The sequence below is a fragment of the Streptomyces cellostaticus genome (assembly GCF_001513965.1).
GTDB lineage: Bacteria > Actinomycetota > Actinomycetes > Streptomycetales > Streptomycetaceae > Streptomyces > Streptomyces cellostaticus.
Map to the genome: position 1 here is coordinate 1 of NZ_KQ948053.1, position 15,452 is coordinate 15,452.

Below are 15,452 nucleotides of genomic sequence, written 5' to 3' on the forward strand. Positions count from 1 at the left end.
CGGCGGTATCCGGGCGGTCGCGCGGGCGGCCCAGGTCAGCGAGACGACGGTCCGCAAAGACGTGGACGAGTCGGAGGCGTAGGTCCGGTTCTCTTCATGGCTCTGTCCGCAGTTCCGTGAAATCCCCAGGTCGCGGGCTGGAACGCGGGATCGCTTCGGCAGGGTGTTTTCTGCCGTGGCGAGCAAGATGGTCGGGGATATGCTGTTCGCTCCTTCGGCGCCCTGGTGGTGGAGGCGGTGTCGACGGCTCGTTCGGCATCCTCAACCGCGGCGTCGACACCGGCGATCTGCCCGGCCACACGGACACGGAGGCCGCGGCCACCTTCCTCACGGCAACCTTGTACTACCGCCGCCTGATCACCGGCGACCCCATCACGTGCGACACCGCCGCTGCACTCGTCGACCAGGCCCTCGTGCCCCCCGCCACCCGAGCCGCTGACACCAGCCCCCGTGTCCACCCGCAGCCGCCCGCATCGACGGTCCCGAGCGCAGCGGGCGACAGCCCTGGAATGCCACGGGTTTCGGCGCTCCGGCCGACCCGCAAAGCACGATGCCGGTCCAGAGATCTTCGAGGGCGGCGGTGGACGCGGGGCGGTGACGGGCTCTCAGGCATCGCTGGAAACGGCGTCATCCACGCGTACCCGCAACCGTCCTTTCGCCTCCAGCCGCTCCAGCCGTCGCTGCTCCTTCACCACCCACCGACGTACCCGGTCGGGGTCCAGCATGCCGCCGTGGCCTGCGTGCAGCCGTTCGGGTCCCAGGTCGAGCATGCGCCGGAGACTCGCCAGATTGGCGAGGGGATCGTCGTGGAACGGCGGGTTCCAGGGTCGGCGGGGCAGCAGTCCCAGCAGCGGTGTCGCGATCAGGTCTCCCGCGACGAGGTCGCCCGTCTCGGTGAGGACTGACACCGACCCGGCGGTGTGGCCCGGGGTGGGGACGATGCGTGCGTCGATGCCGTAGTCCGCCAGCGGCGTGTCCCCGCGGACGAGGACCTGCGGTGTGAACGGCTCGGTTCGGACGTGGAAAGGCGGAAGCGGGGCCACAAGCCTGCCCAGCCTCCCGGTCGGCAGGTAGGGCTCGCGCACCCGGCCGCTGGTGTACTGCCGAAGATCGCCCACGTGCGCGGCGATCGGCGCCCCGGTCAGACGGCTCAGTTCGGCGGCTCCGCCGAAGTGGTCGATGTGGCCGTGGGTGACGACGATCATGGAAATGCCGTTCGGGTCCACCCCCTGCTCGGCGACGCGGTCGTAGACCTTGCGGCCGCTGCCGGGGACACCGGAGTCGACGACGACCGGTCGGCGGCCGAGGAGCAGGTAGGCGTTGACGCTCCGCTTCCCGAGGAGCGGGAGGGGGATGACCTTCGTGCGGGGCACGGAGTACTCCGTTCAGAGTGAACAGGTTCGGACATCTCGACGCTACGAACACCGAATGAGCTGATCCATGCTTGTGATGCGCACATTCATTGCCGTTCGTCTCACGTGTTCGGCTACGCTGCTGGCATGGACGCGCTCGCGGATGTCCTCACCGCAGCCAAGGTCGGCGGCACCGTGCTCGCCCGGGTCGATGTGGCAGCGCCCTGGGGCATCGAGTTCCCGAAGCTGCCGATCGCGGTCTTCCACACCGTCATCAACGGCTCCTGCTGGCTGCGCCGTCCAGGGGCCGAGCCGATCCGGCTCGCCACCGGCGACCTGGTCCTGCTGCCCGTCGGCGCCGGCCACGTGATGTCCGGCGCCCCGAGCGGCCCGGCGACTGCCTATGACGACCTCGTGGCCGCGCGCCCTGGACACCGGGAGTCGGAGGTCCACATCGCCGGCCCGGGGCCCCGTACCCGGATCGTCTGCGGCGGCTACCGCTTCGACGGACGCGTCTCCCGCCCGCTGCTCACCCTCCCACCGGTGCTGGTGCTGCCCGCTGCCGACGGCGAAGCGCCCGAGCGGAGCGAGCTCGCCGACACCCTTCGGATGCTCACAGCCGAACTTGCTGAACCCCGGCCCGGTTCCCAGACGGTCATCGACCGGCTGACCGACGTGCTGTTCGTCCACATCCTGCGCCGGTGGACCGCAGATCAGGGCGAGCACGGCACCTCCTGGGTCCTGGGCCTGCGTGACCCGGAGGTCGCTGCTGCGATCTCACTCCTTCACGAAGACCCGGCCCGGCCCTGGACCGTCGAGGAACTGGCACACCGAGTCGGTGTCTCCCGCGCCACGCTCTCCCGGCGCTTCACGGACCTGATCGGCGAGCCGCCACTGGCCTACCTCACCCGCTGGCGCCTGGAACTGGCCGGCCGACGCCTCCGTGACACCGCCGACGCGCTGCCGGCCGTGGCCAGGAGCGTCGGCTACACCTCGGTATCGGCGTTCTCCCGGGCCTTCACGCGTCAATGGGGAACACCGCCGAGCCGCCACCGCACCGACCTTCACCTGCCATGAGCACCAAGGCTCTGTCCGCGGTTTCCTGAACCCCCAGCTCAGAAGGAGGAACCCGGGATCGCTTCGCCAGGGTGTTTGCTGCCGTGGCAAGCAAGACGGTCGAGGATGGGCGCCGGCGGCGTGGTGGTGCGCGCGTACGGACGTTGAGTCGACCGAGATGTCCCAGTCGATATCACCTGCCGCGTCCCCCTCCGCCTGGATCTGAGGGAGAAGCATCTCCCACGTTGCGTGCGCCGACCGGCGGCGATGCCGTTCATGCACCGTCTCCCGCGGCCCGTACCGGTCCGGTAGCTCACGCCACTGCACGCCCGTGCGGATCCGGTACAGCACCCCGTTCACGACCTGGCGACGGTACCGCCACCTGCCACAACGCCCATTGCTTACCGGCAGAAGCGATTCCAGCCGCTCCCACTGAGCATCAGTCAGATCACCCCTGTATCTCATGGTCCTATCAACGATTCAACTGATCGCCAGAACACTGCACAGGGGTTGCCCGGCGGGACTGCGGGACAGTTCGGACAGGCGCTCGGCGAGGGTGCCTGACGAGGCTCCAGCTCAGGAACTGAAGACTCGTCACGTCGATCACCGTCTTGGTTCGCCGCCGGACCGCTCTGCGCGGAGCAGGGAGAAGATCACCTGATCGTGCCACTGGCCGCCGCGCCACTGCGCGGAGCGCAGCACGCCCTCCCTGACGAAGCCCGCCTTCTCCAACGCACGCTGCTCGGCGAGGTTGGCGTAGTCCGTCCAGGCTTGGAGCCGTTCGGCCCTGGTGTGGTCGAAGAGGTACTCGGCCAGCAGTCGCTGGGCCTGGGTGCCTATGCCGCGACCGCGCGCGGCGGGCACCAGGCCGATCCCCAGGGTCCAGCAGGTGGAAGTGGCGGGCCGCCCCCAGGTGCTGGCGAACCACTCGACCCGGCCCACCGTCCGGCCCGCCTCCGCGACGGAGAGCACGCCGCCGTCGGGGCTGAGCAGGCCGGTCTCCGCGAACTGCCGGCGCAGGCCAGCTGGTGAACCGAAGCCGAACCACTGGTACTGGCCGGTTCCCTCCGGCCCGTTGAACTCGCCCTCGAACAGGTCGAGATCGTCGGCGGCCACCGGGCGCAGCGTGATCTCATCGGACAGGGAACGACTCCTCATCCTCTCGACCACACGGTTCGACCTCGTATGGCCGGCGTGGGCAACGGCGTCTGACTCTTCCCCACATCAAGCCGCGCCCCGGCTAGATGCCCGGCGGCGCGCACCCGGAAAGATCCGCCGGACAGGCCCTATGTGTGCTGTCCGGCGGATCACCATCAGCCTGAAGACGATGGTCGGTGCCTGCGAGTGCAGCAGGCCTCGCTGCGATGGCTTTAGAGTGCCGCCATGGGGAGCAGGCGCAGGGTTCGCCGCCTGATGGTGGGCGGCACGGTGTACGGCTGGTGTTTCGGGCACCGGCACGATCGTGTGCGGGGCTACCCCGGGTGCAGTAGCACGGTGACGCTGTGGCGTCCCGGAAGCCGGGCTTGTCTGCGTCTGGTGTTCCGGCCGGCATCCGACCGAGTCATCGCCGACGGCTACTTCGACGAGGGCGCGGTGGTGCGCCTGCCGGACCGGGAGTATCTGAATCTCCACGAGCCGGGCAGTGTAAGGGCGTTGCTCGACGAGGCCCTGGTCCGTGGGCATTTTCCCGCGACGGGGTCGGTGGAAGTGGACGGCTGGCCCCTTTTCCACCGTGTGAGACCGCAGGATCCGCCGGACAGACCCTAGCCACGTCGATGTCACAGGGTGCTGCTGAAAGTGCTGATGGCGGTCATCACGTCCGTGAGGACGTGAAGGGACGCGGGGACGTTGCCGGGGATCTCCAGGCCGTGGTCCGCGTTGTCCAGTTCCAGGATTTCGTGGCCGCTGTTGTGCGCCGTCGAGCTGTCCCAGTGTGGGTCGCGCGTTCCGCCGACGATGAGCGTGGGGGCGGTTTGCTGCCGCAGTCCTTGGTGTACTTCGGGGATGTCCAGCATGGGGGTGAGCCAGATCCCTGCTATGCGGTCGGCTGCGGCGACGGGCATGGCCCGGCTGCCCAGGCACTTCGCGAGGATCATGACACCGGGCCGTCTCGGCCGCGAGTGCCGCCCTGACGCGCTCCTCCACCCAGTCTTGGAGCTGGTCGGTGCTGGGTGGCTCCCACCACAGTTCCTGAACCGTCCATCCGTGGGAGTGCAGTACGCGTGCACCGTAGTGCAGCAGGGGCCGGGCAGGGGTGTAGGTGAGCCCTGGGAGAACCAGCGCGACGCGCTGTGGGTCCGCGTGGTGACGCGTAGCTATGACCATGAGCGTGCTCTACCCACGCACGCAGCGCGAACTCGGCCTTCTGGTGGGCGATGCCCGCACGCGGCCGCTGCCGATCACTGTGACGGCTGGAGGATTGGCGATGCACCAGCGTTCACCGCGGTGATGATCGAGGTGTCCTGCCCCAGGGCAAAGCCAGGCGCCGCCCGTAACCGTCGTCATGCTCTGCCTCGACAGGACAGCAGGGACCTCGGGCGGCCCCCAAGCATCCGCCCTGCCTCGGGGCCCGTCCGCCGCACCGTGCGCGTGACCGTCACGGTCGGCCCTGACTTAGGCAGGGCTGTGGCCGTAAGCAGTGGTGCCCCGGCCGACGAGTGACGTGCGGTCCTCGCCGTGGCATCCGCCGATCAGGCGGGGCGTCCTCGCCGGTATGCCTGCGGGCGGGCGTGGTGGGTATGCACCGAGAGCCGGAGTGCTTGAGGAGGGGGGATTTGGTGGGCCGTGATGTGGTGCGGGCGGGTACTTTCCTGGCGACGGAGCCGATGGGTGATTCGGAGGTACTGCGCAGGCAGCCGCGCGGCACTCTTCCCGTCGCCGATCGTGACCGCTGTCTGCACCTGTTGTCCGCCCTGGAGGGGGTGGAGTTCCACCACGGTCTGAACATCGACCGGGCGCACATCCGCAACGGACGCGTCTACCTGCACGACGGACGGTGCTTGAACGACCTCGACCTCTACGTCTGGTATGCCCGGATCGACCGCAGCCTTACAGCTTCCATCTGGAGGCACTGCGCACCCTCGCCCAGGACAGGCGGGTCGTCATCTGCCCGGACAGCTTCGCCACCGGCGTCGACAAGTACCGCTCCCACCTCACGCTCCGCCGGGCCGGCGTGACGGTAGCGGACACCGTGCTCTTCCAGCCGCACGCCCCCGCCACCGTCGAAGCCGTGCTGGAGCAGTGGGGCCGGGCGGTACTCAAGCCGCGCTGGGGATGCTTCGGCCAGGGGGTCCTGCTCATCGACGACTTCAGCACCCTGCGAGACGTCGCCGGATACCTGGCCGGCACAACTCCCGCAGCTGCTGATGGCACCATGCTTCTGGAACGCCGGTACGACAACGACCCGGCCGACTGGCGGTCGGTCACCCTCGTGAACGGCACCGTCCTCTACGGCTACCGCAAACGCCCCAGCCGCTGGGCGGAATTCGGCCGCGGAGCCGTCAAGGTGTACGACGGCGCCGGAGCGGGAGGCGAAGCAGATCTGTGCGAGGTCCCGCCCGCCCACGCCAAGCAGGCCATGCGAGCGCAACAAGCCCTCGGCTCGGAGATTATCGGCTTCGACATGATCCTCCCCGACGGCGCTCGCGTCATCGTCGACGAGAACACCTTTCCCGGCCTGTATCCCGACCTCATCGCGGAAGCCGGCGGCGACCTGGCCGAAGCTGTGTCTGGCCTCATCGCTCAAGCGGTCGACACCCTGCGCGGCCCGCCCGGACCAGCGGCGTAGACAAGGAGACGAAACAGGCTTGCAGCGGTCGCCCCAAGATGGGCAGCCACCAGCGTGGTGTACTTGCTCAAGCTCAGGGTTCACCGACGCCGAGGCCTCGATGTGCGTTACGGCGATACGGCCAGCGGGACGCCGTGCGCTTTGCCTGGGTCAGGAAGCCCTCCAGGCAGCCCAGCGCTGACGGTTCCTCACTGGCTCCACTGGTCCGTGGCGAACGGTACGAACGTCCCGACGCCGGACCGAACCATCTCCTTGACGTCACCTCCGTGTCACAGCACCGTCTTGCTGCCAACCACACGGCACAGGACAGCCGTCATGGTGGGTACCGGTACATCGGATGCCGTTTGACCAGGAGTTATCCCATGAATATCGTCCGCTCGCGAAGATCCGCCGCGACCCTCACGTCCCTCTTCGCCTGCTGCCTGCTGCTCACCGCGTGCCAGTCGGGCGGTGGCTCGACGGGCGCGGCCCCGGCCCCCGCCTCCGGGTCGGCCGACGACGGCTCTTCGTCCGCTGCGTCTCCGGGGGGTGCCTCCGCGTCCGCTGTTCCCGCCGGTGTGGCGTCCAAGCCGGGCTCGGCCGCCTCGCTGCCCGCGTCGCGCGGCACTGCGGCCGGCACACCCGCGTGCGCCGTCGGGGCCCTGACCCCGTCCGCGGCGCACCGCCTCGAGCCGAACCCGGACAACACCTACGGCGTCCTGCTCAACTTCGCCAACAGCGGCAGCCGGGCCTGCGTGATCGAGGGCTTCCCCACCGTGGCGGTCGCCGGCCAGGGCGACCCCACGCGCAGCCGGCCGCTGAAGGTGACCCCTGAGGGCACCGCTCACCCCGTGCGTCTGGCGCCGGGCGGGCGGGCCTATCTGATGCTCACCTTCCACCAGGTGATGGGCGAAGCCGACGGATACTGCCGCTCCGGCGCCACGCCCGCAGCGCCGCCCTCCCTCGTCGTTGGGGCCGCCGGCGGCCACTTCCAGGTCGAGATGGGCGATGGCGGCGGCAACTTCGCGGAGTGCGACGACGTCGTCCGCACTACGGCCTTCCTGCCCAACCAGCCCTGACCGTCCGTCGGCGGACCGCGGGCGCCGCACCACCCCGGTGCGGCCCATGGCCGGGACACGACGCGTGCAACCAGATGGGGTGGCTCTCCGAGTACCACCGGACTACCAGGAGGCCGAGCGCTGGTACGTGCGCGCGGCCGCTGACGGGTCCCCGCTGAACGCCATGCTCGCGGGCAAACTGAAGGCCCAGCGCGGCGCGTACGCCGAGGCGGAACCGCTGCTCCGCATGGCCTGGGAACAAGGCGGCGACTCCGCGTACAGGACGGAGGCCGCCGGGTACTACGGACTCGTCCTGCACCGGCTGGGCCGCCTCGTGGAAGCCATCGAGCCGCTGCGGACCGCCGCCGCACGCTGGGACGAAGACGTGAGTGCCCGCTACAGCCGGGACGACCTGGACGTACTGTCCCGGACGGTCGACCCGGAGGAGGAACTGGCACATGTGGAGGCGGCGCTGACGGCGTGACGCTGCTGGCCGGAGCCTACGGGCATGCCGAGTGGGACGGCCTCGCACGAAACCGGGTGGCCATCTGCCGTGCTCAGTGGCCAACTATCCGGTTCTGGTCGATCCAGACGCCGAGCTGCACGCCGTTCCAGGTAGGCGTCGGGAGTGATGCGCGGTGGCAGTCGCATATCGGGGGCTGTCGGTCGGATGTAGGTCGGATGTAGGTGGCTCGTCGGCGGGGGCTGACACCTTTCCAGAGACGGCCGGCCGGAGCTCACCGGGCGGCCCGATCCCGAAGGAGCCACCATGCACACTCCCGTCACGATCATCGGCGCCGGACTCGGCGGGCTCACGCTGGCCCGCGTTCTGCACGTCCACGGAATCCCGGTCACGGTCTATGAGGCAGATTCCTCCCAGTTGGCGCGAAGGCAGGGCGGGATGCTCGACATCCACGACTACAACGGGCAGCTCGCCCTCGAGGCGGCCGGTCTGATGGACGAGTTCCGCGCCATCGTCCTGGAGGGCCGCGAGGCGATGCGGGTCCTCGACCGGGACGGGACCGTCCTGTTCGAAGAGGCCGACGACGGCACGGGCGGACGCCCCGAGGTGATGCGCGGCGAGCTGCGACGGATCCTGCTCGAATCGCTCCCGGCCGACACCGTCCGGTGGGGGCACAAGGTCAGCAGCACCCGTGCCCTGGGCGAGGGCCGCCACGAGGTGACGTTCGCCGACGGTGGCACCCTCGTCGCCGGCCTGCTGGTCGGCGCGGACGGCGCCTGGTCACGGGTGCGGCCGCTGCTCTCCGATGCCACCCCCGGGTACACCGGTACGTCGTGCGTCGAGTTCTATCTGTACGAGGCCGACACCCGTCACCCCGCCGCCGCGAAGACGGTCGGCGGCGGGTCGATGATCGCGCCCTCGCCGGGCAAGGAGATCTTCGCCCACCGGGAGAGCGGCGACACCCTGCACATCTACGTGATGCTCAGCAAGCCGCAGGACTGGTTCGCTGCCATCGACTTCACCGATGCCACGGCGGCGACCGCGCGCATCGCGGCGGAGTTCGACGGCTGGGCGCCGGAGCTCACCTCGCTGATCACCGACGGCGACACCGCGCCCGTGCTGCGCTCGCTCCACGCCCTGCCGACCGGGCTCCGGTGGGACCGGGTGCCGGGGGTCACCCTGCTCGGCGACGCCGCCCACCTCCAGGCCCCGAACGGCGAAGGTGCCAACCTGGCCATGCTCGACGGCGCGGAACTCGGCAAGGCCCTCGCCGCGCACCCCGACGACGTCGAGGCCGCGCTCACCGAGTACGAGCAGGCCATGTTCCCCCGCAGCGCCGAGGTCGTCACTTTTGAAGGTGTCGAGGTCCACCGGATCGACTCCGACGCCAACACGGCTCACGGCCTGATCAACCTGTTCACGGAGAAGGGCCAATGAGCCACTCGAGCCCCGTACTGATGCTCTCCTTACCGCCCTCGTACGCAGGTCTCGACCATCCCGTAACTGGAACGTAAGGCCAAACTGAGGGATTCTGGCCGGGCTCCCGTGACGGCCACGGCCGATGCATCGTCTGTCTGTACTTCGGCGAGTGGATCCTTCACGGCAGCACGGCCAGAACCAGCGAGGGGCTCTGGCCGCGCTTCCGTGAAAGCACGGGTCAGCAACATGAATGCAACATCTGTGGCCTGGGTGTCCACTCCGTGGCGATCAATGCGGCCGGGGATGCATGGACAGTGGTCGGCTGGCTTGTGATGATCGACGGCTCGGCCGGTTCACGCCTGGAACTCGGTGAGGTCGATGCTGTGAACGCGCAGCGGATAGCCGTACACCGGGTGCACCGTTTCTTGCTGCGGAACCATGCCGAGCTTGCGGATGACGTTCTCGGAGGCGTCGTCACCCATCCGATTAATGCTGATGACGCGGTCGATGCCGCGGTCCTGGAGCGCAAACTCCAGCGTGGCATGGGCGGCTTCGGATGCGTATCCCTGACCCCAGAACTGTGAGCCGAGCCGCCAGCTGATCGCCACAGCGGGCAGTACCTCGGGCAGGAACTCGGGCACGGACAGACCCGTGAAACCGGCAAGCTCACCCGAACCCAGCAGCTCGACGGCAAAGAGTCCAAAGCCTTCCTCGTCCCACTCCTCCTCCCACTGTTCGATGGCCTCTGCCGTGTGGTCCAGGTCGCGCACCGAGCCGTCGTCGACCCAGCGCATGACCCGCGGGTCTGCGTTGATGTCCGCCATGGGCGCGAGGTCGTCGTCAAGCCAGCGACGGAGGAGGAGACGGGGTGTACGGATCTCGGTCATGGCGCTCATCCTGCCGAAGACAACGGCCTCATCGGTAATCGGCGCCAGACCTTACCGCGACTCCGGGAGGCCATGCATCAAGCCGCCTGCACCACACACCGTGACGGGTGAATCGGGCCGAAGCAGGGCGATGACGTGCCGATTCGTCGGCGTGGTCGCGAGGTGAGACCGATTCGGCGGCAGCCTGCCGCAGCACCGAGACCGTTCACGGAATCGCGGGCAGAGCCCTGCGGTCGGCCACTGAACGAGTGGTTGGTTGTGACCACGCTTCCGTGGCCTGCCGAGCTCAGAATCCCCGCTTGTCGAACGCTGTGGCGCGGAGTGGGCGCGGGCCGATCGTGGTCGCCTTCGTGCAGGCGTCGGCGGAGCCGGCTGGGCTTCTGGGGCGCTGCTCCAGACCCGTGCCTCCGACGCCGGTGAGGCTGGATACGCCGGACCCCGGCTCCGAAAACGGAAGGCGAGGCTGGAGTCGACGGTCCCCGGCTTGGGAAGTCAGTGGGCTGGACGGACCGGGCCCTCGGCCGAGGCGTCGGCGGGGCGGACTTGTGCAACCGGCCTTCGGCACCGCACTGTTGGCCGGTATTCGTCCATACGGTCAGGAGTCCCGGCTTGTCCTCCCCTACCCCCGCTCCCGCGCCCGCCCACGTCGTCGACCCCGTCGGCGGCTGCCCGCACGCCCTGAACGCCGACCTGCGGGCCCGGGGGCCCGTTGCGGACATCGTCCTGCCCGGCGGGGTGCCCGCAGCGGTCGTCCTGGGGCACGACGCGCTCAAGGAGTTCCTCTCCCACCCCGACGTGGCCAAGGACGCCCGCCACTGCCCGGCCCTGAACGACGGCACGATCCCCGCGGACTGGCCGCTACGGGTCTTCGCCAACGCCCAGGGCATGCACACCGCCGACGGCGCCGACCACCGCCGGCTGCGCTCCCTCGTCGGCAACGCCTTCACCGCCCGCCAGGTGGAGCGGCTGCGGCCGCGCATCGAGGAGCTGACAGCAGGCCTCCTCGACGACCTCGGCCGGGCCGCCGCCGAGGACCCGGACGGCATCGCGGACCTGCGCACCCACTTCGCGCTCCCGCTCCCGATGAGCGTCATCTGCGAGCTGCTCGGCGTGGACCCCGAGCACCGCGGCCGGCTGCACGACCTCACCTACACGGTGATCATCGCCACCGACACCACCCCGGCGGAGGTGATGGCCGCCGTACGCGAGCTGGTCGAGCTGCTCGGCACGATCGCGGCCGCCCGCCGGGCCGCCCCTGGCGACGACCTGACCAGCGCCCTGATAGCCGCCCGCGAGGACGGCGGCGACCGGCTCAGCGAGGCCGAACTCATCGGCACGATGCGCCTGATGCTGGTCGCCGGCCACGAGACCACCCTCAACCTGATCAGCAATGCCGTACGGGCACTGTGCACCCACCGCGACCAGCTGGCGCTGGTCCTGGAGGGCAAGGCCACCTGGTCGGACGTGGTGGACGAGACGCTGCGCTGGGACGGCCCGGTCAGCTGGTTCCCCTTCCGCTACCCCACCCGCGACCTGGCCCTCGGCGGCACCGTCATCCCGCAGGGCACCCCGGTCCTCGCCGGCTACACCGCCGCCGGGCGCGACGAGGCCTTCCACGGCCCGGACGCCGACCGCTTCGACGTCACCCGGCCCGGCGCGGCCCGGCACCTCTCCTTCGGCCAGGGCGTGCACTACTGCGTGGGCGCCCCGCTAGCCCGCCTGGAGGCCACGATCGCCCTGGAACGGCTCTTCACCCGCTTCCCGGACCTCGACCTCGCAGTCCCCGAGGCCGAACTGCCCCGCCAGCGCAGCTTCATCGGCAACAGCGTCGAAGCGCTCCCGGTCCGGCCGGTGCACCGGGTCCGGCTCTGAGGCGCGTTTTCCCGCTGCCCCCTACCGGCCCGCGGCGGGCGGGGACAGCGCTGACCCCTGCCGGCCCGCGGCGGGCGGGGACCGTTCTGTGCTCAGCCAGCCCAGCGCGATGAGGTACATACCGCTCCAGGTCTGGAAGTTGTGGCCGTCGGCGGGACGGATGAGGGTCTTGACACGGACCCCGCTGCCCGCTGCGGCCCGGACGAACGCCTCCGACCGCTGCGGCAGGCTGTCCCGGTCCTGCGCGGAGATGGCCAGGAACAGCCCGACGTCGGCGTTCGCGCCTGCCGGACCAGCCACATCGGGGCTGTTGCGCCCGCGCAGCACCGCATCCGGCAGCGCCTCGGGGTCCGCGGTCAGCGGGTCCGGATCCAGGGGCGCACCGGCCCCGCGCACCTTCGGGTACTGCAGCGGCAGCTTCGCCGCGCAGCCCTCCCGGTCGACACGCCCATCAGGCCGCGGGCTCGCGCAGCGTGCGCAACTGCCTCGCGAGCCAGTCGGCCACCTTCCGGGCGGCCGTGTTGCTGCAGTCGGTGTTCACCCCGCCGGGGCAGATCTCCGGGATCACGAGGCTGAACGGGCGCGCCGCGCCCAGCGCGATGAGCTGCTCCAGCGCGTCCGACATGCCGCCGAGGTCGATCCACATCCGCCGCGAGCCCTGTAAGCCGTGCACCAGCACCAGCACCAGCACCGGGAACCGGTTCCACTGCGCGCCCGGGGCCCGGTACTGGGCGGAGTCCACACGATCAACTGGCCGGTCAGCTTCGAGTGGGTGCCGCGGAAGTAGGCGGTCTGCGCCCGGCGTGAACCGGGCCCGGCCCGGCTTCGGCCCGGTCATCGCTGAGGCGTCCTGCCCGTTCCCGGTGCCCAGCAGATCGTCCCAGGAGGAGTACGTAGCTGCCGTTGATCCAAGCGGCGATCACGGTGATGGCGGTCAGCTGACACAGGGCGAGCATCAGCACCCGCGCCGGCCAGTGCACCCACCCGGGGATGGCCCGATGTCCGAGGTCACTCCAGCACCACGAGGATCGTCAGCCCGGCCGTAGTTTGCGGCTCCGGGGCGCGCTACTTCGCGAGCAGCGATGACGGACGAGCATGCCCAGTCGGAAGGATCCAGGTCAGCCGCGATGTAACAGCGGGGTGCCCTCACCTCGCATCTAGTCGGCACCACCCCCAAACTGTCGTGCTCAGTCGGCTGCGGCGCTGCCGCCCCGGCTGCTTGCTGCGTCGGTCATCCACCGAGCGTGGTCGGGCCGAGGCCGGACGGCAGGTGGCGCACGGCGAGCGCGACGGCCTCGTGTGCTGTGGCGAATTGGCCGAGGTCCTGGCTGATGAAGCCTTTACCCACTCCGTATGTGCCGTCGCTGTTCGCCATCAGGCACGGTCCCACGACGGTCAGACGTGGGCGGGTGGTGGTCGAGAAGCGCAGCGCCCAGTGACTTGTGAAGGGGTAGAGAGAGCGCAGTGTCGGCTGGGCGTGTGCCGCTTCGATCAGTGCCTGGTATGCCTCCTGCCAGGCGTACGCCAGTTCGTCCGCCTCCTGGCGCATGCTTTGCCACTCAGACTCCGTCAGGCATGCGGGGTCGTGGTCGGGTACCTCGAACCGGCCGGTCAGGTGGACGAAGGGTGCTGCTCGGCGGATATCGTTCAGGGCGGCCCCGTCGTGCCACATCCGGACCGCCTTGGCGACCTCCGCCAGATCGTTCGTCTCACCGTCGATCAGCGGCATGTTCTGGAACGGTTCCTCGCCGCGAATGGACCACCGACGTTCGTGCATCCATGCGCTGATCTGCAGCGGCGCACGGTGCGGCAGGAGGCTTGCGACGGTCGCGTGGAGCAGCGGAGCGGAGCTTGGAGACGTGACGAGTACGGCGTCGAGGGAGCCTTCCGCTTCAGCCTGGAGCGCTTCGGCGAGGCTGCCGCAGGCCGCGACGTGGGGGTATAGCACGGCAGGATCGGGAGCGATGGGCACGATCGCTGATTCTGGCAGAGCCGCTGATTCCTGGAGCAGGCGGCCGGCCCGCCACAGGCCTGGGCGGCTCCCGTCAAGGCGATAAGGCCGCCCGATCAAGGTGTACCGGAGTGCCACGCGGTGCCAGCTAAGGTGCTCTGATCCCAACTGGGCTGCTCAGGTGCCAACTGCCGTGCTCAGTCACCATGCTCCGTCTGGAAGCTGACCACCACGGACCAGGAGAAGACGGCCCAGTCGTCCATGCTGGACACCTGCACCAACTGACCCCACTTAGGCCGTCCTGACCGACTCATGCGGTGGTGCCTCCCGGGGACGGCGGGATGAGATCGGCCGGCAGGAGCATTCGGGCGTGGTGTGCGTCATCGAACCGCGCCAGGTACTCCCGTATCGGCGCCCTGTGGGTCGCGGTGGCGCACCGCTACGGCATACTGACGCCTCACCAGTGCAACAAAATGTTTAAGGAGGGAAAGTTGGCAGCCTGTTTCAGGACAGTCACTGAGGTGGGAGAGGCCCATCTTGCCCAAGCGGACGCCCTGGGGCGTGCCTTCCAGGAGGCGATCGCGCCCGCCACCGTCAACTACGACTTCGGTCACATTCGTGATGCTGCGGCCATGCTTCCCGACAGCGACATCGTCAGGGTAGTCCGTGGTTGGGGGCTCCAGGAGGAGGCGCCGATCCTGGTGATGGCGCTCTCCCTCAAGGAGGCGGTCCGCCAGGCGCTCCCGCCCGAGGCGGCGCAGGCGTCGTTCTGGGACACCGTCGAGCGCGACCTCGTGGATGCCTTCACCGGTCTCGGGGCGCAGGAGGGCGAACCGGGACTGGCTTACTACGAGGAGGGGCCGGACCGCACGAGTTACTACCGCGATTTGTTCTTCGCCCTCCAGGACGAGGAAGCCGGCGAGTACCTGTACGCCGTTGCCTTCTGCGCCGACGTCACCGTCGGCTTCGGCAAGTCCCGTGTGGGGACTCTGGGCCTCACCGACACTGCGCCGTTCGCGGTCCGGCTCAACGCGATCGTCGTGCGCCAGAAGCTCACGAACGTGGCCTGATCCTCCGGGCAGCGCCCTTTTCGGGGCCGCCCCGCGTATCTCCTGCGGCCGGTTCCCTCACAGGTCCCCACGACCAGTCACGGCCCGCCGTCCCGGGCCGCGAAATTGCGCACTGCTGTGCGGTGGTGCCAGCTGCTTTGCGGGTTGGGACCGTCGCGGCGGCGGCACACATCCGGTTCAGGCAGGTCAGGCCCTGTTGTGTACGGCGGCGCCAGCCGCTGGCAGTCATGGAGGTTATGGCTGCCGAGCAGCGTGGCTAGTAACCCCGGCCCCGAATGCGATGCACCTCAGGCACCCGTGCGGTTCATTCACTGGCCGGCGAGACGGGCGATCCAGCGCCCGGCTTCGTCCGCCGTCGCGGCGGTGCGCCGACGTCCACCAGTGACACCAGCTCGTGCCAGCTCGGGCAGCAGGGCGGGGCTGCCGTCGGTCAGGGTGACCGCCGCGGTCAGTTCGTCCAGGCGACGATGCTGCTCGGTGCAGTGGCCGGCCGGTACGGGGACATGCTCCAGGGGCTGGGCCGCGGAGAGGTTGAAGCCGTACCACCCGTCCGTCCGC

At 69.6% G+C, this 15,452-nt stretch carries 15 protein-coding genes and 2 pseudogenes; 8 read left to right on the forward strand and 9 right to left on the reverse strand.

Going from position 1 to position 15,452, the window contains the following annotated elements; genetic code table 11:
- Positions 1–186: hypothetical protein (locus tag AQI88_RS47215; RefSeq protein ID WP_208616017.1), on the reverse strand; the 186-nt coding region annotated here is incomplete at its 3' end.
- Between AQI88_RS47215 and AQI88_RS49210 the strand changes: the two are divergent.
- Positions 117–395 (forward strand): annotated as a pseudogene (locus tag AQI88_RS49210) (TetR-like C-terminal domain-containing protein); the annotation flags it as partial. The gene AQI88_RS47215 and the pseudogene AQI88_RS49210 sit on opposite strands and share 70 nt — an antisense overlap.
- A 210-nt stretch (positions 396–605) precedes the next feature.
- Here AQI88_RS49210 and AQI88_RS38500 read toward each other — a convergent pair.
- On the reverse strand, positions 606–1,373 hold the full coding sequence (locus AQI88_RS38500; RefSeq protein WP_067009425.1) for an MBL fold metallo-hydrolase: 768 nt from the start codon (positions 1,371–1,373) through the stop codon (positions 606–608).
- Between the two features lie 126 nt (positions 1,374–1,499).
- On the opposite strand from AQI88_RS38500, the gene AQI88_RS38505 reads away from it, so the two are divergent.
- On the forward strand, positions 1,500–2,429 hold the full coding sequence (locus AQI88_RS38505; protein ID WP_067009427.1) for an AraC family transcriptional regulator: 930 nt from the start codon (positions 1,500–1,502) through the stop codon (positions 2,427–2,429).
- 222 nt (positions 2,430–2,651) lie between these two features.
- Here AQI88_RS38505 and AQI88_RS48205 read toward each other — a convergent pair.
- From AQI88_RS48205 to AQI88_RS38520, 3 genes and pseudogenes are all read right to left on the reverse strand, one after another.
- Positions 2,652–2,873 (reverse strand): annotated as a pseudogene (locus AQI88_RS48205) (transposase); the annotation flags it as partial.
- A 138-nt stretch (positions 2,874–3,011) separates the two neighbouring features.
- Positions 3,012–3,566 carry a GNAT family N-acetyltransferase gene (locus tag AQI88_RS38510; RefSeq protein ID WP_079058089.1) on the reverse strand — a complete coding sequence of 185 codons (555 nt, stop codon included), beginning with the start codon at positions 3,564–3,566 and terminating at the stop codon, positions 3,012–3,014.
- Between the two features lie 620 nt (positions 3,567–4,186).
- Entirely contained in the window at positions 4,187–4,504 is a 318-nt protein-coding gene (locus tag AQI88_RS38520; RefSeq protein ID WP_067009432.1) for an alpha/beta hydrolase, read from the reverse strand.
- An 899-nt stretch (positions 4,505–5,403) separates the two neighbouring features.
- On the opposite strand from AQI88_RS38520, the gene AQI88_RS38525 reads away from it, so the two are divergent.
- The 4 genes from AQI88_RS38525 to AQI88_RS38540 all read left to right on the forward strand — a co-directional run bounded on the left by AQI88_RS38525 (position 5,404) and on the right by AQI88_RS38540 (position 9,132).
- The gene (locus AQI88_RS38525; RefSeq protein ID WP_159050499.1) at positions 5,404–6,195 is read left to right on the forward strand and encodes an ATP-grasp domain-containing protein; all 792 of its coding nucleotides are present in this window, start codon (positions 5,404–5,406) and stop codon (positions 6,193–6,195) included.
- 362 nt (positions 6,196–6,557) lie between these two features.
- Positions 6,558–7,253 (forward strand): DUF4232 domain-containing protein, encoded by a 696-nt coding sequence (locus tag AQI88_RS44250; RefSeq protein ID WP_079058087.1) that lies wholly within the window; start codon positions 6,558–6,560, stop codon positions 7,251–7,253.
- Positions 7,254–7,332: 79 nt separating this feature from the next.
- The gene (locus AQI88_RS38535) at positions 7,333–7,716 is read left to right on the forward strand and encodes a hypothetical protein (protein WP_159050500.1); all 384 of its coding nucleotides are present in this window, start codon (positions 7,333–7,335) and stop codon (positions 7,714–7,716) included.
- 285 nt (positions 7,717–8,001) lie between these two features.
- Positions 8,002–9,132 (forward strand): FAD-dependent oxidoreductase, encoded by a 1,131-nt coding sequence (locus AQI88_RS38540; RefSeq protein ID WP_067009443.1) that lies wholly within the window; start codon positions 8,002–8,004, stop codon positions 9,130–9,132.
- Between the two features lie 335 nt (positions 9,133–9,467).
- Here the strand turns inward: AQI88_RS38540 and AQI88_RS38545 are convergent, their stop codons facing one another.
- Complete coding sequence (locus tag AQI88_RS38545; RefSeq protein WP_067009446.1) at positions 9,468–10,001, reverse strand: GNAT family N-acetyltransferase; 534 nt, start codon at positions 9,999–10,001, stop codon at positions 9,468–9,470.
- A 609-nt stretch (positions 10,002–10,610) separates the two neighbouring features.
- Between AQI88_RS38545 and AQI88_RS38550 the strand changes: the two genes are divergently transcribed.
- Positions 10,611–11,873 carry a cytochrome P450 family protein gene (locus AQI88_RS38550; RefSeq protein ID WP_067009449.1) on the forward strand — a complete coding sequence of 421 codons (1,263 nt, stop codon included), beginning with the start codon at positions 10,611–10,613 and terminating at the stop codon, positions 11,871–11,873.
- Positions 11,874–11,894: 21 nt separating this feature from the next.
- On the opposite strand, the gene AQI88_RS38555 is transcribed toward AQI88_RS38550, so the two are convergent.
- The 3 genes from AQI88_RS38555 to AQI88_RS38565 form a co-directional block, all read right to left on the reverse strand.
- Entirely contained in the window at positions 11,895–12,269 is a 375-nt protein-coding gene (locus tag AQI88_RS38555; RefSeq protein WP_067009453.1) for a hypothetical protein, read from the reverse strand.
- A 55-nt stretch (positions 12,270–12,324) separates the two neighbouring features.
- The gene (locus AQI88_RS38560; protein ID WP_067009456.1) at positions 12,325–12,615 is read right to left on the reverse strand and encodes an alpha/beta hydrolase; all 291 of its coding nucleotides are present in this window, start codon (positions 12,613–12,615) and stop codon (positions 12,325–12,327) included.
- Positions 12,616–13,104: 489 nt separating this feature from the next.
- Positions 13,105–13,845 carry a DUF6193 family natural product biosynthesis protein gene (locus tag AQI88_RS38565; protein ID WP_067009459.1) on the reverse strand — a complete coding sequence of 247 codons (741 nt, stop codon included), beginning with the start codon at positions 13,843–13,845 and terminating at the stop codon, positions 13,105–13,107.
- Between the two features lie 452 nt (positions 13,846–14,297).
- Here AQI88_RS38565 and AQI88_RS38570 point away from each other — a divergent pair, with 452 nt between their 5' ends.
- Positions 14,298–14,894, forward strand: coding sequence for a Type-2Aa cytolytic delta-endotoxin (locus tag AQI88_RS38570; protein ID WP_279616600.1), 597 nt, complete (start codon positions 14,298–14,300; stop codon positions 14,892–14,894).
- Positions 14,895–15,452: the final 558 nt, after the last annotated feature.